This window comes from Jeongeupia naejangsanensis, assembly GCF_016865585.1.
Classification (GTDB): Bacteria; Pseudomonadota; Gammaproteobacteria; order Burkholderiales; family Chitinibacteraceae; genus Jeongeupia; species Jeongeupia naejangsanensis.
The window spans coordinates 294713-312830 of record NZ_JAESND010000001.1 but is presented as its reverse complement, the minus strand read 5'-3'; the positions used below and the strand labels follow the sequence as shown (position 1 = coordinate 312830).

The window sequence follows — 18118 nt, the reverse complement described above, 5'->3', positions numbered from 1 at the left end:
GGCCGCGCCCCGGGAATCCCGGTCGGGTCAGAGTGCGATCAGGCCGGTTTCGATCAGTTCGTCGAGCAGCAAGGCCATGTCCTGCGCGGCATCGCTGTCCGGGTCGAGCGAGAATACGTCGGCGTGGCGGATCACCGCCGCTTCGTACAGTTCGGCAGGGCGAATCGTCGCACCGAGGACTTCGCCGGGATAGTCGTGGCGCAGCTGCCGCAAGGCGTGTTCGCTGCTGATGTTGCCGCTCTGGTAGCGGTTGAGCAGGTAGCGGCGCGGCTTGCGTGGCAGCAGGCGTTCCAGACCGGCCAGCGTGCGGGCGCTCATGCGTGCTCCGTGCAGCGCCAGTGTTTCGGGAGAAACCGGCACCAGTACGAGGTCGGCAGCGAGCAGGGCGGAGAAGCCCAGTACGCCGAGCATCGGGCCACAATCGATCAGCACCGGCGCGTGATCGGCCAGCATCTCGGCGGTCAGCCCGAGCTGGAGCCGCCACAGGTGGTCACGGTGACGGGTGAGCTGGGCGTCGACTTTCGACAGCGCCAGTTCGGACGGAATGAAGTCGATGCCGTTCGGCAACGGCCGGACCAGATCGGACAGTGCTGCCACACCGCGGAAGAAGTCGTGGATCGTCGGGCCAGGCGCAGCACCGAAACCCCAGTAGTGACTCAGGTGGGCCTGCGGGTCGAGGTCGATCACCAGCGGCGCAGTGCCGTTCTGCGCCATGGCGGCGGCAAGGTTGGCCGTGACGGTCGTCTTGCCGACGCCGCCCTTCTGGTTGAAGACCGCAATCGTGGTCATGATGTGCTTTGCCGTTGCTTGGACCGCCGACCATAACCAAAAGCCGCTCCGATTCAAAGCCCGGAACGCAAAAAGGACCGGCAGCGCCGGCCCGTGCAACAGCATTTGCTGATTTTTACGCGGGACGAGCGAGTACGAAGTAGTCGAACGTGCCGTCGTCCGCGCATTCGACCGTGCCTTGCTGAGTGAAGCCGCTGCGCAGCAGCACCCGGCGCGAAGGCTCGTGCTCTGGCTTGGCGATTGCCATCAACGCAGGAAGCGGGCCGCACTCGAACAGCCAGTTGCTGGCGGCGCGCACTGCTTCACTGACGTATCCCTGACCCCGATGGTCGCGCGAGATTGCGTAAGCCATTTCCGGCCAATCAACCTTGACGCTGGGTTTGGGCCAGATGCCCAGCCAGCCGATCATCTCTCCCGCGGGTAAGCAGATGGCGAGCGGCAGGGCAGGCTGGGCAGGGTTGAAGTCGTCGTAACGCTTGCAGTGCCACGTTAGCCATTGTGTGCATTGCTCTTGGCTCATGGCCCAGTCGTTGAGAATGTCGGTGATTTCGGGCTGAAGCGTCAGCGCATGCAGTGCATCGACGTCATCGAGGGTAAAGGCACGCAGGTTCAGGCGTTCGGTTGCAATGTGCAGGTTGCGCAGATTCTGCGTCATCGGGTGATCCAGGTCGGCGGGGAGCGATCGGCGCAGCGGGCGTGCGTCGCAGGCGATTGAATACGGCGGGAGCGAATCGGCTTGGCGGGGCCACTGTGGCAACGGCAGTTGCGGATTGCATTGTGATTGCTTCGTGGGAAGCGCACAACGCGGGCGGATTTGCCCGCGTTGTGCCGTTCGGCGTTGGCCTAGAGCGTTTCGGCGGCGTAGTCGGCCAGCCGCGAGCGCTCGCCGCGCTGCAGCGTGATGTGGCCCGAGTGGTTCCAGCCCTTGAAGCGGTCGACGACGTAGGTCAGCCCGGACGAGCCCTCGGTCAGGTAGGGTGTGTCGATCTGGCTGACGTTGCCCAGACACACGACCTTGGTGCCGGGGCCGGCACGTGTGATCAGCGTCTTCATCTGCTTGGGCGTCAGGTTCTGCGCTTCGTCGATGATCAGGAACTTGTTGAGGAAGGTGCGGCCGCGCATGAAGTTGAGCGACTTGACCTTGATGCGCGACCGGATCAGATCGCGCGTCGCGGCACGGCCCCAGTCACCGGCTTCGGCGTCGGTCTGGTTCAGCACGTCGAGGTTGTCCTCGAGCGCGCCCATCCACGGCTGCATCTTTTCCTCTTCGGTCCCCGGCAAAAAGCCGATGTCCTCGCCGACCGGCACGGTGACCCGGGTCATGATGATCTCGCTGTAGATCTTGGTTTCCAGCGTCTGCGCGAGGCTTGCCGCCAGCGTCAGCAAGGTCTTGCCGGTGCCGGCCTGACCGAGCAGCGAGATGAAATCGATCTCCGGGTCCATCAGCAGGTTGAGCGCGAAGTTCTGTTCGCGGTTGCGCGCCAGAATGCCCCAGATGGCGTTCTTCTGGTGCGAGTAATCCTTGAGGCTGACGATCAGCGCGCTCTTGCCGTCGATCTCGGCAACGCGGGCAATGAACGGCGTCTCGCCCTGCTGGTACAGCAGCTGATTCGGATAGAGGTCGATGACGTCCGGGCCCTTGATCCGCCAGTAGCTGCGGCCGCCTTCCTGCCAGCTCTGCAGATCCTTGCCGTTTTTCTCCCAGAACGCCTGGTCGATCTCGCGCATGCCGGTGTAGAGGAGGTCGGTATCCTCGAGTACCTTGTCGTTGAAGTAGTCCTCGGCCGCCAGCCCCATCGTGCGGGCCTTGATGCGCATGTTGATGTCTTTCGACACGAGGATGACATGGCGCTTGGGCTGCATCTGCTGCAGGTGGTGCACGACGCCGAGGATCTGGTTGTCGGCCTTGCCCATCGGCAGTTGCGACGGCAGGACGCTGGTGATGGCTTCGGTCTGCAGGAACAGCCGGCCGACTGCCTGGCCCTTGCTCGGGCCATCCAGCGGCACGCCCTCGTGCAGGCTGTGTTCACGCCCGGCGACCAGTTCCTCCATGAAGCGGCTGGCCTGGCGGGCGTTGCGGGCGACTTCGGACATGCCCTTCTTGTTGTTGTCGAGTTCTTCCAGCGTCATCATCGGCAGGAAGAGGTCATGCTCCTGGAAACGGAACAGCGAGGTCGGATCGTGCATCAACACATTGGTGTCGAGTACGAACAGCTTGGTGTCGTCCTTGCGGCGAGGCTTGCGGGCAGCCATGTCGTTCCCCTTTTGAGCGTGTTGTGCTGTGCGAGTGCCACAGCCATGAAAAAAGCGGCGCACGCGCCGCTTCTCTTATTTCAGTGTCTGGACAAAATCGAGTACTTCTTCGACATGTCTGGGTACCTTGACGCCACGCCATTCCCTGACGATGTCGCCGGCACGGTCGATGACAAAGGTGCTGCGTTCGACGCCGCGTACCTGTTTGCCATACATATTCTTCATTTTCATGACACCAAATGCTTCGCAGGCGATCTCCTCCGGGTCGGAAACGAGTTCAAAAGGAAAACACTGCTTGGTTTTGAAGTTTTCGTGCGACTTGACGCTGTCGCGACTGATGCCGAACACCTTGACGTGGGCCGCTTCGAACGCCTCGTGATGAATGCGGAAGTCGTTGCCTTCGGTGGTGCACCCCGGGGTGTTGTCCTTGGGGTAGAAGTAGAGAACAAAGGCCTGGCCTTTGAGTGCCTCGGTGTCGAAAAGGCCGCCGCTGGTGGTGGGCAGGCTCAGGGCCGGGCAGGGTTGCTTGGACATCGGTACGGGTGCTCCTTGTTGTTCTGTTCCCTTGCCTTGATTGTCGGCAATCGTTGCTGCGAGAGCAAGACGAGCGGGGCCAGAAATACTGGTGTACCCGTGATGCGCGGCTTGTCGGTAAAATGCCGGCCATTCAACCGAATTTCAATGGGTAAAGCGCGATGAGCATCAAGTCGGACAAGTGGATCCGCCGTATGGCCGAAGAGCACGGCATGATCGAACCCTTCATTCCGGGGCAGGTGAAGGAAGTGAACGGCGAGCGCATCGTGTCCTACGGCACGTCGAGCTATGGCTACGACATCCGCTGCGCCGACGAATTCAAGGTGTTCACCAATCTGAACAGCACCATCGTCGATCCGAAGAATTTCGACGAAAACAGCTTCGTCGACGTCTCGGGCAAGGGCTACTGCATCATTCCGCCGAACTCGTTCGCGCTGGCCCGCACGGTCGAGTACTTCCGCATTCCGCGCAATGCGCTGACGGTGTGTCTCGGCAAGTCGACGTACGCGCGCTGCGGCATCATCGTCAACGTCACGCCGTTCGAGCCCGAGTGGGAAGGCTATGTGACGCTGGAGTTCTCCAATACCACGCCGCTGCCGGCAAAGATCTACGCCAACGAAGGTGTGGCACAGGTGCTGTTCTTCGAAGCGGATGAAGATGATGTCTGCGAAACCAGCTACCGCGATCGCGGCGGCAAGTATCAGGGCCAGAGCGGCGTGACGCTGCCGAAAACCTGAGCACTGCCCGTTCGAACAGCCTCTTCCAAAGCCGTCGGCCATCAGCCGGCGGCTTTTTTGTTGCACCGGATTGCATCGGGCATGACACCCCTCTGGCTGCACGCTATAAGTGCAGACAGGAGAGGGGTATGACACTGCAATCGCGCTATCGAATCACGGAAATGCTGCTGCAGGACGCCTGCTGGGCGATGCATCGGGGACTGGATGAACAATCCAGTGCCCTCGTGCTCCTGCTGTCGATCCGGCCTGCCTGCGACGAAACAATCGGCCGGCAGTTGCTTGCGCTGCGGCACCCGCAGCTGCTGGTGCCGTTTGACGTCATCCGGTTGGACGACACGAGCTGGTTGGCGCTTGGCGAAGTGGCTGCCGAACCGCTGGTGCAACGTCTCAAGCGGGAGGGACCGGTGACGCCGGTGCTCGCGGTGACCTGGGTGCTGGACAGTCTTGCTGCTTGGCAGGCGGCACAGCAGCAAGGCATGTCACTCGCGTTTGGTGAAACGCAGTTGCTGATCGACGCCCGAAACGGCCCCTGGTTGCTGCCCGTGCCGGATGCCGCCGGTGCCAATCCGCTTCCTGCCGCGATCCGTCTGCTGCAGCGCTTGCTGGGCGATATGGCTGCGCGCCCCGAGCTGGCCGAGCTGCAACCGCTGCTGGCTGGTGACGGTAGCGGCAATCTTGATGTCTGGATGCAGGTTTTGCGCGGTTGGCTCGAGGCACAGGGTCGTGAGATCGGCGCAGCCGGCACCACACTCGACCGCCTGCTCTGGCGGATGCAGCGTAGTGGTGATTTTCCCGCTTTGTCGCAGGCGATCAGCAACCTCAACCAGATCCAGATGGATGACGCCGAGCATCTGCAGGGCTTGTCCGACGTGGTGCTGCGCGATTTCGCGCTGACCAACAAACTGCTGCGTCTGGCCAATTCGGCGATTTACGGTCAGTACGGCGGCACGATCAGTACCGTATCGCGGGCCATCGTCATTCTGGGTTTCAACACCATCCACAGCCTTGCCGTTACCGTGCTGCTGTTCGAGCACCTTCACGACAAGCATCAGGCGCAGACGATCAAGGAGGCGACGCTTCGGGCGTTCTTTTCCGGCTTGCTCGCCCGGGCGCTGCATCGCCGCAGCGGGGCCAGGGATGCCGAGGAAACGCTGGTTTGCGGGATGCTGCATCACTTGGGCCGACTGCTGACGATCTACTATTTCCCCGACGACAATCTGCGCATCGACCAGCGGTGTCGCGAAGGGCGTAGCGAGACGCTGGCGGCCAAATCGGTGCTCGGGCTCGATTTTGCAGAGCTCGGTAGCGGGGTTGCCAAGCAGTGGCGCTTTCCCGAGCGCATCTGCCGCAGCATGCAGTGCTTGCCCGATGGTGTCGTGCGTCCGGCACACGCCGAGCAGGATCGCCTGCGCGTGTACGCCAATTTCGGTCACGAGCTGTTGGCGGTCTTGGAGCAGCCCTGCGAGACCGGCGCCGGCCGGCTCGAGCAGCTTCAGCGGCGTTATCTGCCGGCGACGGGGCTGACGCTGGATGACCTGAGTGAAACCTTGCACGAGGTGTCGGTGCAGTTCCGGGATTATCTGCAGGCACTGGGCATGGGCGCGGGCAGTAGCGCATTTCTTCGACGGCTGGACGAGTTCGACGCGGCAAAGCTTAAGGGCGTCGCCAGCGTGCCCGACACGATCGACCGGGCGAGGCTCGAAACAACGCTGGAGGATGCCACGCGCGCGAACACCGCCGTGATCGCGGCCGGCGTGCAGGACATTGCCAATACGCTGGTTGGCGGCTTCAAGCTTAACGACCTGCTCCGCATGGTGCTGGAGACCATGTATCGCGGGGTCGGTTTCGATCGCGTCCTGCTCTGCACGCGCGAACCGAAACGATCGGTGATTGTGGGTCGGTTCGGGTTCGGCAGCGACATCGCTTCGGTCATCCCGGGGTTCAGGGTTGAACTGGGCGCGGTGATGGATGTCTTTCAGGTTGCGCTGCAGCGCAATGCCGACATCCTGATCGAAGATACCGACGATGCGACGATCCGCGACCGCATTCCGGCATGGCACTCGCAGCATCTGGCGGCGAAGACCTTCATCGTGCTGCCGCTGGTGCTCGACAAGCAGGTGATCGGCTTGCTGTACGGCGATCGGCGTACGGCAGGCAGCCTGAAGATCGGCAACGAAGAGCTGAACCTGCTCAAGACATTACGCAATCAGGCGTTGATGGCGATTCGACAGGCGCAATCGTGAACGCGAGCGTGGAGCCGGAGAGGTGGCGGTGCGGACGATCGCTTGCACCGCAATCGCGCGCACAACCGGAGTGAATCATGGCAATTAACTGGCTGGTCGCCCTGCAGGCCATCCCCTGGGGGCAAGTAATCGAGAATGCCCCCAAGATCATCGATGCGACCAAACGGCTGTTCACCAAGGCAAAATCGATCGAGCCGCCGCGCGAGATCGTCATCGAAACCGCTGGCGACGGGGACGATGCTGCACGGATTGCCCGGCTTGAGCGGCTGGTCGAGGAAAACAGGCACGAGGTGATTGGCCTGCACGAGGGCCTGCAAGCATCAACCCGGCTTCTGGGTGAGCTGGCCGAGCAGAATGCGCGCATGGTGGGGGAAATCGAGGTGTTGCGACGGCGCGGCCGGCTGCAGTTCTGGTTTTGCGCTGTGCTGGCGCTGCTGCTGGTTGGTGTCATTCTCAAACTTGCCTGACGGATGAAAAAAAGCGCACCCGAGGGTGCGCTTTTTCGTATCTGGCTACGGCTCGATCAGCGCAGCGTTTCCAGGTACTTGTCGGCATCGAGTGCGGCCTGGCATCCCGAAGCGGCGCTGGTGACAGCCTGACGGTAGATGTGATCCTGCACGTCACCGGCGGCAAACACGCCCGGTGCGGTCGTTGCGGTGGCGCCACCGTCACGACCGCCCTTGGTGATGATGTAACCGGTGCTGTCCATTTCGATCTGGCCACGGAAGATGTCGGTGTTCGGCTTGTGGCCGATGGCGATGAATACGCCGGCAACTTCGAGGTTCTTGGTGGCGCCGTCCTGGCTCGACTTCAGGCGCGCGCCAGTCACGCCACTGGCGTCGCCGAGCACTTCATCGAGCGTCTGGTTCAGTTCGAGCGAAATCTTGCCTTCGGCAACCTTGGCCATCAGGTGGTCGACGAGGATCTTCTCGGCGCGGAAGGTATCGCGACGATGCACCAGCGTGACGTGCGCGGCGATGTTGGCGAGGTAGAGCGCTTCTTCGACTGCAGTGTTGCCGCCGCCGACGACCGCGACCTTCTGGCCACGGTAGAAGAAGCCGTCACACGTCGCGCAAGCCGAAACGCCGCGACCGGCGAACGCTTCTTCCGACGGAATGCCGAGATACTGTGCCGATGCGCCGGTCGCGATGATCAGCGCGTCGCAGGTGTATTCGCCCGAGTCGCCGACCAGACGGATCGGTTTTTCGTTCAGGTGCGTCGTGTGGATATGGTCGAAGATCATTTCGGTGCCGAAGCGTTCCGCATGCTTCTGGAAACGCATCATCAGCTCCGGACCCTGAACGCCGTCGGCATCGGCCGGCCAGTTGTCGACATCGGTGGTCGTCATCAGTTGACCGCCTTGTGCCAGGCCGGTCACCAGTACCGGGTTCAGGTTGGCACGAGCGGCATAGACGGCGGCGGTGTAGCCGGCCGGGCCGGAACCGAGAATCAACAGACTGGCGTGCTTGGTGGCCATGGGCATTCCTTGAAGAGGGGCGCAAAGGGGGATAGTTTAAATCAGCTGTAGTCGGGGCATCTAATCGAATATGTCTATTGACTCGATTGGTCCGCATCACCGGTGGTGTGCAGCGCCACCGGCACTTGCAGGTAGGGGAGCGACAGTTGTTCCGCAGTGATTGCCGCGATCAGCCGGGCGACGACTTCGTCGCTCGCAATGACTTCGACTGCGACCGGCACATCGCCGGCGAGTTCAAAGAATGTCGCTTCATGCCAGCCGTGGCGCCCGAAGCCGGCAAGCGCATGAAACGCGGTTGCACCACTGGCGCCCTGCGCGTGCGCCTGCTTGAGCAGCCATTCGTACAGCAGAACGCCATGGTGGCGGCGGGTTTGCGTCAGGTAGAAGCGGATCAGCTGCATCACATGCCTCCCTTGAGTGCTGCGACGGTCTTGAGTCCCAGCCAGGTCAGTGTCAGCGAGCCGCCGACGTGCAGGCCGATCGCCGCGACGGCCCAGCCGAACTGCTGTCGCAGGATCAGCGTGGTCATTTCGGCCGAGAACGTGGAAAACGTCGTCAGCCCGCCGAGAAATCCCGTCGTTATCAATAGCTTGATCTCGGGCGATATCCCTTGCCAGAGCGTGAATGCGCCGAGCGACAGGCCCATCAGGTAGCCACCGATCCAGTTGGCCGCGAGTGTGCCGGCCGGTACGGTCGGAAAAAGCGGGTTTAATGCGATCGATAGCCCCCAGCGTGCCCACGCGCCGAGTGCCGCACCAATGCCGATGAAAATCAGGCTGGTATAGTTCATAGTCGTTATCAGGTCGTCGGATTTGCCGACGATTATAGAGTCCGCCTTCGCCAGAGCGAGTCGTTCGATCCGTGTTGTCCCAATTATTCAAGCTATTGCCCTTGCTCGGCCAACTGCGTCGCCCGCCGGTGCGGCGGGTTGTGCTCAAGCAGCTGTACTTCACCGGCAACCAGGCCGCCTGGATCATGCTGCTGATCGGGGTGGCGCTCGGCGGGATCGTGCTGCTGATGCTGCATGGCCAGTATGGCCAGAGCAGGGAGGCATCCATGCGCTTGCTGGCGACACTGAGCTTTCGGGATATCAGCCCCCTGTTGGCGGCCTTGGTGCTGATTGCGCGGTCGTCATCGGCGGTGGCGAGCGAGCTGGCCGCCATGCGTGTTCATGGCGAGCTGGATAGCCTTGCGGCAGTCGGCATTCCGGTCTCTTCCTATATCGTCCTGCCGCGCATCATCGGGATCGGGCTGTCGTCCGCATTGCTGTCCATCTACCTTGCGAGCGCGTCGCTGGTTGGTGCGGCGCTGGTGTCGTCGGGGTGGGAGATCGGTTATCAGGTGCGGCGGATCGATCAGGTGCTGCAATTCGGGCTGGTGCTGCAGTGCCTGGGTAAATCGCTGCTCTTCGGTCTGGCTGCCGCGGCGCTTGCGTGCTGGACCGGCTTGCGGGTCGCGCCCTATGTCACCGAAATTCCCAAAGCGTCGTCGAGTGCGGTGGTGCGCAGCCTGTTGGCGGTTTTCTTTATCGACCTTGTCTGGGTGTTGTTGTCGTGAGTGACGATTGGGATTTTTCCGCCTGCCAGGCTGGTGTTTGCTACGGCCTCGAAAGCGAACTGCGTACGCACGAAGGTCGTCATGCCGTGGCCGGATTGCAGCGCTTTGCGACTGGTGCGGTGGCTTGCCTGCAAGGTGGTGGCGGTTTGGTAAGCAATTTGCGGGTGTGGGAAAACCTGATTTTACCTGCGTGGTACCATGAATCCGCCGCCATGGCGGACCTTGAGGTGCGTATTGCTGCCGTGCTGGATGTCCTGGCGGTCGCCGAGGAGGAACGTGCCAGCCTGATGGCTTCGCTGCCGGCTTCGCTGTCGCGATCACAATGCCGCGTACTGGCCTTGGTGCGCGCCTTGGTGCAGGCGCCGGCCTGGTTGGTGGTCGAAGTCGAGTGGCTGGAGTGGTTGCAGGGCGCCGCCAATATCCACTGCAAGGAAGCATTCGGTCTGCTGAGGCAGGATCGGCCGATGCTGCTGCTCGGTGCTGGTGCCATGCTGCACGCCGAACCCTTGCCAACCATTGTCGATACGAAGGAAAGCGATGCCCTTGCTGAGAGATAGCGATCCGCGTTTTCGCTGGTTGGGAATGCGGGTAGGGGCCTTTGTGCTGATCGGCGCCGGGATTGTCCTGGTGCTGCTGGTGGTGCTGGGTTTGCGCCAGGGTTATTTCGTACCCAAGACGCAGTTGCACTTTGTCGCCGAACACGGCGCCGGGTTGACGCCGGGGATGCAGGTGCGCCTGTCGGGCTTCAAGATCGGTGTTGTCGATGCGGTGTCGCTGAACGATCAGGCCAAGGTCGATGTCGATCTGCTGGTCGAGGCGCGCTACATCAAATGGATCAAGCCCGATTCGGTGGCGATCTTGCAGCAGGACGGCCTGATCGGCGATCACTACATCGAAATTGCCGGCGGCTCGCCGAATCAGGCGCCGATCAAGGAAGGGGGCAAGCTGACATTTGCACCGGCGCTCGGCCTCTCGGAGATTGCGCTCGATTTGCGCCAGCGCATCGTGCCGGTCATCGATTCGGTGCAAACAACGCTCGACGTGGTCAATGACCCGAATGGCGATTTGCGCCAGACGCTGGCCAACGTGCGCGGTTTGACGGCCGAGTTGCGCGATACCCGTGCTTCGGTCGATCAGTTGATCGTCAATCTGAATCAGTTGAGCAAGCGGGATCTGCCGGCTGTGGCACAGACAGGTCAGCAGGCGCTTGCGCGTGTCGATGCGATCGCCGCCGAATTGCAGGGGCGAATGCCGACGATGCTCGAGCGCCTGGACGGCACGCTGCAGCACGCCAGTCGCGCGGCCAGCGAGGCCGAGGCGATGATGACAACGACGCGACGGGCCGTTGATGCGGCTGCGCCGCGCTTGCCGTCGATCCTGCGCAACGGTGATGCGGTGCTGCAGACCAGTCGCGATGCGCTCGATGGCGCCTCGCAATCCTGGCCATTAAAAGGGTGGTTGCCGCCGGCCGATACGCTGGCCCCGGTGCCGCCGAGCCGGCCATGACCGGAGTGAGCCTGTTCATGCGGAGCAAGTCGATATTGGTGTTGGCGGTGCTGCTGGCTGCGTGTGGTGGTGCACCGCCGCAGGCCAAGCCGGTGCTGCTTCAGCGTGCGGATGCGGCGGCACTCGCAGCCAACCGGGCGGCGCAGGTTGGCAACGACGAAGAGGCGGCCGATCTCTGGCGGTCCGCGCTGACCTTGCGCCAGGCGATCGATGACTGGTCGGGGGCGGGTGAGGCTCGCCTTGGTCTGGCGCAGGTGCTGGTCCGGCTGCATCGGTCGGACGACGCGGTGCGCGCGATTGACGGCATGCCGACTGATGCCTTGTTTCCGGATCAGCAGCGGGCGAGAGCCGCGTATCAGCTCGCCGTGATCGACACTGGTGCCGGTCACCTTTCCGATGCCCGGTTGCATCTGAAGCTGGCGGTCTCCCTGTGTGGCGCGATGTGTCCGATCCCGGTGCCACTGCAGAATCTGGATGCGCGCTTGCTCTTGCTTGAGGGGGATGCGGCTGGCGCGCTTTCGCGCGCAAGCACGTCCATCGACGCCGGGTCGGTCGAGCGCGCCCATGCGGGGCGTATCAGGGCGGAGTCGTTGGGTGCCTTGGGGCGGAGTGCCGAAGCGTTGGCTGAGTTGCGGGGTGTCATCCTGCTGGATCGGCAACTGGCGGAGCCTGCCTATCTGGCGGATGACTATGCGTTGCAGTTGCGTCTGGCTGAGTCGGTCGGTGATGCCGTACTTGCTGCGCAGGCGCAAGCACGGCTGGATCGCATCTGTGCGGCGGCATCGGTGCGGGCTTGTCAGGAGTGGCGGTAGGGCTGTGTGGCCGGGGCTTGAATGGATCTGTAAACTTGGGCTATACTCTTGGGCTACGTTCGGCATGGGTCGTGCGTAGCAATTCTCCCGGTTCGCCCCGATATGGGTGCCCTGTTCAGTCAGGGTGTCGCGCGAACGGTAGTCCATAACCCTATCGATTTGGAGATTTCCAATGTCCGTTAGCATGCGTGAAATGCTTGAAGCTGGTGTTCACTTCGGTCACCAGACCCGTTACTGGCACCCGAAGATGGGTCAGTACATCTTCGGTGCCCGCAACAAGATCCACATCATCAACCTCGAAAAGACCCTGCCGCTGTTCGAAGAAGCGCTGAAGTATGTGCGCCGCCTCGCAGCCAACAAGGGCACCGTGCTTTTCGTGGGTACCAAGCGTTCGGCACGTGAAATCGTTGCTGAAGAAGCTGCACGTGCCGGCATGCCGTTCGTGTCGCACCGCTGGCTCGGCGGCATGCTGACCAACTACAAGACCGTCAAGCAGTCGATCAAGCGTCTTGAAGATCTGCAAGCCATCCTCGCTGACGAAAACAGCGGCTACGGCAAGAAAGAACTGCTCGACATCCAGCGCGAAGTCGAAAAGCTCGACCGCTCGCTCGGTGGCATCAAGGACATGAAGGGTCTGCCGGACGCGATCTTCGTGATCGACACCGGTTACCAGAAGGGTGCACTGGTCGAGGCCAAGAAGCTGGGCATTCCGGTTATCGGCATCGTCGATACCAACAACGACCCGAAGGATGTTGATTTCGTTGTGCCGGGTAACGACGACTCGTCGCGCGCCATCCGTCTGTACGCTCGTGGCGTTGCTGATGCGGTGCTCGAAGGCCGTAACCAGGCTGTGCAAGAAATCGTCGCTGCGGCTGCTGAAGCCCAGGCCTGATTCGCCTTCGTCGCGAGTCCGAAATGAAAAAGGGGCGTTCAGCCCCTTTTTCACAAGCTAGTAAACCGAATTCAATACTGTATCTGAACCGTATTCAGGAGAATCAACATGGCAGCAATCACTGCAAAGATGGTCGCCGAACTGCGCGAACTGACCGGCCTGGGCATGATGGAGTGCAAGAAGGCGCTGGTTGAGGCTGATGGCGACGTCAAGAAGGCTGAAGAAGTCCTGCGTATCAAGTCGGGCAACAAGGCTTCGAAGATGGCTGGCCGTACCGCTGCCGAAGGCGTGATCGCTGCGTTCATCTCGGACGACAAGAAGGTTGGCGCGATTGTTGAAGTCAACTGTGAAACCGACTTCGTCGGCAAGGATGCCGGCTTCATCGAGTTCGCCTCGGCTGTCGCCAAGGCTGTTGCTGTTGCTAATCCGGCCGATGTTGAAGCACTTGCAGCAGCCGTGACCGATTCGGGTGCTTCGGTTGAGGATCTGCGCAAGGCCATCATCGCCAAACTGGGCGAAAACATGACGCTGCGTCGTTTCGTTCGCTACGAAACCGCAGGCCAGTTGGCTACCTACCTGCACGGCGGCAAGATTGGCGTACTGGTTGATCTCGCCGGTGGCGACGAGGCGCTGGGCAAGGATGTTGCAATGCACATTGCTGCCGCCAAGCCGAAGTCGCTGGATGCTTCGGGTGTCGACGCAGCACTGATCGAAACCGAGCGTCGCGTGGCGATCGAGCGTGCCAAGGAAGCAGGCAAGCCGGAAGCCATGATCGAGAAGATCGCCGAAGGTACCGTGCAGAAATTCCTGAAGGAAGTGACGCTGCTGAGCCAGCCTTTCGTCAAGGATGACAAGCTGACCATCGAGCAGCTGCTCAATGCCAACTCGGCCAAGGTCAACGCATTTGCGCTGCTGGTTGTCGGTGAAGGCATTGAGAAGAAGGTTGTGGACTACGCCGCAGAAGTTGCTGCCGCCGCCAAGCTTTAAGCTATTGTTGTAGAAGTGCCTGACGCCGCGCGGCAACGCGCGGCGTTTGTCCGCCTGTCTCGGGCGGCACCCAGAATTCAAAGTACCGCGTCGTCGAGCGCCCCGCACAAGGAAACCCTTCATGAGCCAAGCCCCCAAATACAAGCGCATTCTAGTGAAACTGTCCGGCGAGGCCCTGATGGGCGAGGACAGCTACGGGATCAACCGGGCAACCATTGACCGCATTGTTGGCGAAATCAAGGCCGTGGTGGATCTGGGGGTGCAGGTTGCAGTGGTGATCGGTGGTGGCAACATCTTCCGTGGCGTAGCGCCTGCTGCGGCCGGCATGGATCGTGCGACCGCAGATTACATGGGGATGCTGGCGACGGTGATGAACGCGCTGGCACTGCAGGATGCCATGCGCCATGCCGGCATCGTCAGCCGGGTCCAGTCCGCACTGACGATCCAGCAGGTTGCCGAGCCCTACATTCGTGGCAAGGCAATCCGCTACCTCGAAGAAAACAAGGTGGTGATCTTCGGGGCCGGCACCGGCAACCCGTTCTTTACGACCGATACCGCGGCAGCGCTGCGCGGCATGGAAATGGGGGCGGATATCGTCCTCAAGGCGACCAAGGTCGACGGCGTTTACACCGATGATCCCAAGAAAAACCCGGATGCCGTGCGCTACCAGACGGTGACGTTCGACGAAGCGATTGGTCGCAATCTGAAGGTGATGGACGCTACCGCTTTTGCTTTGTGTCGTGACCAGAAGATGAATATCAGCGTCTTCAGCATCTTCAAGGCAGGCGCGCTGAAGCGTGTGGTGCTTGGGGAAGACGAGGGCACGCTGGTACACTGCTGATTTTGGCGGGGCGCTTGTGTGCCCGTGCCGGATTCAGGATTACTTCGGCAGGCGGATTCGGTCCGCCTGTTTCGTTTGTGCTGTGAGGACAAAGAATGATCGCCGATATCAAAAAAAACGCCGAAACCAAGATGCAGAAGTCGATCGAGTCGCTCAAGATCAGTCTGAGCAAAGTGCGCACCGGTCGTGCGCACGTCGGCCTGCTCGATCACGTCATGGTGGATTACTGGGGTAGCCCGACGCCGATCAATCAGGTGGCCAACGTCACCCTGCTCGATGCACGCACCATTGGTGTGCAGGCATGGGAAAAGCCGATGGTCGCCAAGGTCGAGAAGGCGATTCGTGACTCCGACCTCGGGCTCAATCCGATGTCGATGGGCGATGTGATCCGCGTGCCGATGCCGATGCTGACCGAAGAGCGCCGCAAGGAGCTGATCAAGGTCGTCAAGGGTGAATCCGAGGATGCGCGCGTGGCAATCCGCAACCTGCGCCGCGATGCCAACGATCAGTTGAAAAAGCTGCTCAAGGACAAGGATGTTTCCGAGGATGACGAGCGTCGTGGTCAGGATGACATTCAAAAGCTGACCGATCGCTACATCGTCGAGGTCGACAAGGCCTTCGCCGAGAAAGAAAAAGAGCTGATGACGGTATAAGGCCGGATTCGTGACCAAGTTTTGCAGCTCTACGCTTGCGGTGCCGCAAGCAAATACATGCGTCCCCGAGCACGTTGCCATCATCATGGATGGCAACGGTCGTTGGGCCAAGAAGCGGCTGATGCCGCGCGTGTTCGGCCACAAAAAAGGCGTCGACGCGTTGCGCGAAACCGTCAAGGCTTGCGACTCCCTGGGTGTTCGCTATCTGACGGTCTTTGCCTTCAGCAATGAGAACTGGCGCCGTCCGGACGATGAAGTGTCGTTCCTGATGGGCTTGTTTCTCAAGGTGCTGCAGGGCGAAATCGAGCGCATGCATCAAAACGGCATCCGACTGAAGATCATTGGCAATCGGGTGCGTTTTTCCGCCGAGCTGCGCGAGTGGATTGTCGCTGCCGAGGCGAAAACTGCCGACAATCCCGGTCTGACCCTGACCATCGCCGCCGACTACGGTGCGCGCTGGGATATCCTGCAGGCGACCCATCGCCTGCTGTCGGACGAGCCATCCAAGGCAACGTCGTTTGACGAGTCCGATCTGACACCTTATCTGTCCATGGCCTACGCGCCGGAGCCGGATCTGTTCATCCGTACCGGTGGCGAGCAGCGGATCAGCAATTTCCTGTTGTGGCAGCTGGCGTATACCGAGCTGTACTTCACCGATCTGTTGTGGCCCGACTTCGATGTGGCGGCGTTTGCTGCCGCTGTTGACTGGTATCGAGGTCGTGAGCGTCGCTTTGGCCGTACCAGCGAGCAAGTTCAGGCTGCTTCATCATGCTGAAGCAGCGTGTGCTGACTGCGCTGGTCCTGATTCCGTTGATTCTGCTGGGGCTGTTTGCATTGCCGCAGCAGGCCTGGATCGGCATGGTGGCCGTGATCATCGGCTTTGCCGCGTGGGAGTGGCAGCGGCTTGCAGGAATGCGGGGCGCCTTGGCGCGCGCCTATCCGTTTGCGACTCCGGCTTTGTTCCTGGCGCTGACGTTATCCGGTGAGCACGCCTTGGGTTCGCCCTATGCCATCCTGGGTGTCATGCTGGCCGGGTGTGTATTCTGGGGTGCTATCGTGCCATTCTGGCTTCGTGCCAAGTGGCGACTGGCGGACGGTGGCAACCTCAATGCCCTGCTTGGTTGGGCTGTGTTGTTGCCAGCGGGCTTGTCCATGATCGTGCTTCGCGAGGGCAGCATGGGTGGCTGGCTGCTGCTGATGGTGATGGCGATTGCCTGGGTGGCCGATACCGCGGCCTATTTCAGCGGCAAAGCATTTGGTCGCCACAAGTTGGCGCCCAGTATCAGCCCGGGGAAAAGCTGGGAAGGTGCTATCGGCGGCATGGTGGGCGTGGTCGTGTACGCATTGCTGGTGCCCAAGACCCCCCTGGTGGGCGGTGAGTCGATTTCCTCTTATGTCTGGGTGCTGCTCGCGCTGGTGCTGACGGTGTTGAGTATCGCCGGTGATTTGCTGGAGTCACTGTTCAAGCGCCAGGTGGGGCTGAAGGACAGCAGTCAGCTTTTGCCGGGACACGGAGGCGTACTGGATAGAATCGACAGCCTGCTCGCGATTTTGCCGGTTGCTGCGGCAATCTATCTTTCCTATCTATTGTTCCATCTCGTGCCAGGGCAGTAAGCTCGGCGAGGCTGAAATATGGCTGTACAAATTCTGACCGTTCTTGGTTCGACTGGCAGCATTGGCGTGAGCACCCTGGATGTCGTTACGCGGCATCCCGACCGTTTTCAAGTCTATGCATTGACCGGCGCAAGCCAGATCGACAAGTTGCACGCGCAATGCCTGATCCATTCACCGCGTTTTGCCGTAGTGCTCGACGAGCAACTGGCTTCACGGCTGCAGGCCAAACTGCTTGCTTCGGGCAGTGAGACCGAGGTGCTGTGCGGCGAGGCTGCGCTCGAAACCGTGGCGAGTGCGCCGGTGGTGACGACCGTGATGGCGGCGATCGTCGGCGCAGCGGGCATGCGCCCGACGCTGGCTGCGGCCAGGGTTGGCAAGAGGGTTCTGCTTGCCAACAAGGAGACCCTGGTGTTGGCGGGCCGCCTCTTCATGGATGAGGTGACACGCTGCGGGGCGACGTTGCTTCCGATCGATAGCGAGCACAATGCCATTTTCCAGGTGCTGCCACGCGCTTACCGGGAGGCGCCCTATGCGGGTACCTTGGGTGGCGCCGGTGTCAAGCGCATCCTGTTGACTGCTTCGGGTGGCCCTTTCCGTACGCGTCCGCTTGATACGTTGGCTGCGGTCACGCCGGACGAGGCGGTTCGGCATCCGAACTGGTCGATGGGGCGAAAAATCTCGGTCGACTCTGCATCGATGATGAACAAGGGGCTCGAAGTCATCGAGGCGCGCTGGCTGTTCAATGCGGCGGTTGATGATATTGCCGTCGTAGTCCACCCGCAGAGCATCGTGCACTCGATGGTCGAATATGTGGATGGTTCGGTGCTGGCCCAGATGGGGGCGCCGGACATGCGCATTCCCATTGCCTATGGCATGGGGTACCCCGAGCGGATCGAGTCGGGTGCGGCTTCGCTCGACCTGTTCAGTGTCGGACGTCTGGATTTCGAGGCGCCGGATTTTGCACGCTTTCCCTGTCTGAGGCTGGCTTTTGATGCCTTGCGTGCCGGTGGCGCATCGACTGCCGTGCTGAATGCCGCCAATGAGGTCGCCGTTGCGGCATTCCTCGATCGCGGGCTGGGTTATACCGGCATCCCTGCATTGATCGAGTCGGTGCTGGCCGAGTGTGATGGGCAGGTTCGTGCCGACAGTATCGAGGCGCTGATGGATGCGGATGCCTTGGCGCGGGAGCGCGCTACGGCCTGGCTTGCGAGGTCGCACTGATC

The 18118-nt window shown here is 61.4% G+C and carries 21 protein-coding genes; 14 read left to right on the top strand and 7 right to left on the bottom strand.

Features of this window, described 5'->3' with window-relative positions; translation table 11 throughout:
- Positions 1 to 27: 27 nt before the first annotated feature.
- The 4 genes from JMJ54_RS01450 to JMJ54_RS01435 all read right to left on the bottom strand — a co-directional run bounded on the left by JMJ54_RS01450 (position 28) and on the right by JMJ54_RS01435 (position 3576).
- The gene (locus JMJ54_RS01450; RefSeq protein ID WP_203536169.1) at positions 28 to 789 is read right to left on the bottom strand and encodes a ParA family protein; all 762 of its coding nucleotides are present in this window, start codon (positions 787 to 789) and stop codon (positions 28 to 30) included.
- 115 nt (positions 790 to 904) lie between these two features.
- Positions 905 to 1444: a GNAT family N-acetyltransferase gene (locus JMJ54_RS01445; RefSeq protein WP_203536168.1), complete on the bottom strand. Its 540-nt coding sequence runs from the start codon at positions 1442 to 1444 to the stop codon at positions 905 to 907.
- Between the two features lie 188 nt (positions 1445 to 1632).
- Complete coding sequence (locus tag JMJ54_RS01440) at positions 1633 to 3042, bottom strand: PhoH family protein (RefSeq protein ID WP_203536167.1); 1410 nt, start codon at positions 3040 to 3042, stop codon at positions 1633 to 1635.
- A gap of 75 nt (positions 3043 to 3117) precedes the next feature.
- Positions 3118 to 3576: a peroxiredoxin gene (locus JMJ54_RS01435; RefSeq protein ID WP_203536166.1), complete on the bottom strand. Its 459-nt coding sequence runs from the start codon at positions 3574 to 3576 to the stop codon at positions 3118 to 3120.
- Positions 3577 to 3737: 161 nt separating this feature from the next.
- Here JMJ54_RS01435 and dcd point away from each other — a divergent pair, with 161 nt between their 5' ends.
- The 3 genes from dcd to JMJ54_RS01420 all read left to right on the top strand — a co-directional run bounded on the left by dcd (position 3738) and on the right by JMJ54_RS01420 (position 7023).
- Positions 3738 to 4313: a dCTP deaminase gene (dcd, locus tag JMJ54_RS01430; RefSeq protein ID WP_189459331.1), complete on the top strand. Its 576-nt coding sequence runs from the start codon at positions 3738 to 3740 to the stop codon at positions 4311 to 4313.
- Between the two features lie 128 nt (positions 4314 to 4441).
- Positions 4442 to 6556, top strand: coding sequence for an HDOD domain-containing protein (locus JMJ54_RS01425; protein WP_203536165.1), 2115 nt, complete (start codon positions 4442 to 4444; stop codon positions 6554 to 6556).
- 77 nt (positions 6557 to 6633) lie between these two features.
- Positions 6634 to 7023: a hypothetical protein gene (locus JMJ54_RS01420; protein ID WP_203536164.1), complete on the top strand. Its 390-nt coding sequence runs from the start codon at positions 6634 to 6636 to the stop codon at positions 7021 to 7023.
- Between the two features lie 56 nt (positions 7024 to 7079).
- On the opposite strand, the gene trxB is transcribed toward JMJ54_RS01420, so the two are convergent.
- The 3 genes from trxB to crcB all read right to left on the bottom strand — a co-directional run bounded on the left by trxB (position 7080) and on the right by crcB (position 8823).
- Positions 7080 to 8033 carry a thioredoxin-disulfide reductase gene (gene trxB, locus JMJ54_RS01415; RefSeq protein ID WP_203536163.1) on the bottom strand — a complete coding sequence of 318 codons (954 nt, stop codon included), beginning with the start codon at positions 8031 to 8033 and terminating at the stop codon, positions 7080 to 7082.
- Positions 8034 to 8107: 74 nt separating this feature from the next.
- The gene (locus JMJ54_RS01410) at positions 8108 to 8434 is read right to left on the bottom strand and encodes a DUF190 domain-containing protein (RefSeq protein ID WP_203536162.1); all 327 of its coding nucleotides are present in this window, start codon (positions 8432 to 8434) and stop codon (positions 8108 to 8110) included.
- Complete coding sequence (gene crcB, locus JMJ54_RS01405; protein ID WP_203536161.1) at positions 8434 to 8823, bottom strand: fluoride efflux transporter CrcB; 390 nt, start codon at positions 8821 to 8823, stop codon at positions 8434 to 8436. The genes JMJ54_RS01410 and crcB overlap by 1 nt, the downstream gene beginning before the upstream one ends.
- 74 nt (positions 8824 to 8897) lie before the next feature.
- On the opposite strand from crcB, the gene JMJ54_RS01400 reads away from it, so the two are divergent.
- The 11 genes from JMJ54_RS01400 to ispC all read left to right on the top strand — a co-directional run bounded on the left by JMJ54_RS01400 (position 8898) and on the right by ispC (position 18116).
- Entirely contained in the window at positions 8898 to 9590 is a 693-nt protein-coding gene (locus JMJ54_RS01400; RefSeq protein ID WP_203536160.1) for an ABC transporter permease, read from the top strand.
- Positions 9587 to 10147: a hypothetical protein gene (locus tag JMJ54_RS01395; RefSeq protein WP_203536159.1), complete on the top strand. Its 561-nt coding sequence runs from the start codon at positions 9587 to 9589 to the stop codon at positions 10145 to 10147. Before JMJ54_RS01400 ends, JMJ54_RS01395 begins: the two co-directional genes overlap by 4 nt.
- Positions 10128 to 11096, top strand: a complete 969-nt coding sequence (locus JMJ54_RS01390) for an MlaD family protein (protein WP_203536158.1) — start codon at positions 10128 to 10130, stop codon at positions 11094 to 11096. The genes JMJ54_RS01395 and JMJ54_RS01390 overlap by 20 nt, the downstream gene beginning before the upstream one ends.
- On the top strand, positions 11093 to 11908 hold the full coding sequence (locus tag JMJ54_RS01385; protein ID WP_203536157.1) for a tetratricopeptide repeat protein: 816 nt from the start codon (positions 11093 to 11095) through the stop codon (positions 11906 to 11908). Before JMJ54_RS01390 ends, JMJ54_RS01385 begins: the two co-directional genes overlap by 4 nt.
- A 172-nt stretch (positions 11909 to 12080) precedes the next feature.
- The gene (gene rpsB, locus JMJ54_RS01380) at positions 12081 to 12800 is read left to right on the top strand and encodes a 30S ribosomal protein S2 (RefSeq protein WP_203536156.1); all 720 of its coding nucleotides are present in this window, start codon (positions 12081 to 12083) and stop codon (positions 12798 to 12800) included.
- 108 nt (positions 12801 to 12908) lie between these two features.
- Positions 12909 to 13787, top strand: coding sequence for a translation elongation factor Ts (gene tsf / locus JMJ54_RS01375; RefSeq protein ID WP_203536155.1), 879 nt, complete (start codon positions 12909 to 12911; stop codon positions 13785 to 13787).
- Between the two features lie 121 nt (positions 13788 to 13908).
- Positions 13909 to 14628: a UMP kinase gene (pyrH, locus tag JMJ54_RS01370; RefSeq protein WP_203536154.1), complete on the top strand. Its 720-nt coding sequence runs from the start codon at positions 13909 to 13911 to the stop codon at positions 14626 to 14628.
- A 95-nt stretch (positions 14629 to 14723) separates the two neighbouring features.
- Positions 14724 to 15281: a ribosome recycling factor gene (gene frr / locus JMJ54_RS01365; protein ID WP_203536153.1), complete on the top strand. Its 558-nt coding sequence runs from the start codon at positions 14724 to 14726 to the stop codon at positions 15279 to 15281.
- Between the two features lie 10 nt (positions 15282 to 15291).
- Positions 15292 to 16056, top strand: a complete 765-nt coding sequence (gene uppS / locus JMJ54_RS01360) for a polyprenyl diphosphate synthase (protein ID WP_308437953.1) — start codon at positions 15292 to 15294, stop codon at positions 16054 to 16056.
- A complete protein-coding gene (locus JMJ54_RS01355) occupies positions 16050 to 16895 on the top strand; it encodes a phosphatidate cytidylyltransferase (protein WP_203536151.1) in 846 nt (281 codons plus the stop codon). The genes uppS and JMJ54_RS01355 overlap by 7 nt, the downstream gene beginning before the upstream one ends.
- Positions 16896 to 16913: 18 nt before the next feature.
- On the top strand, positions 16914 to 18116 hold the full coding sequence (gene ispC, locus JMJ54_RS01350) for a 1-deoxy-D-xylulose-5-phosphate reductoisomerase (RefSeq protein WP_203536150.1): 1203 nt from the start codon (positions 16914 to 16916) through the stop codon (positions 18114 to 18116).
- Positions 18117 to 18118 lie beyond the last annotated feature (2 nt).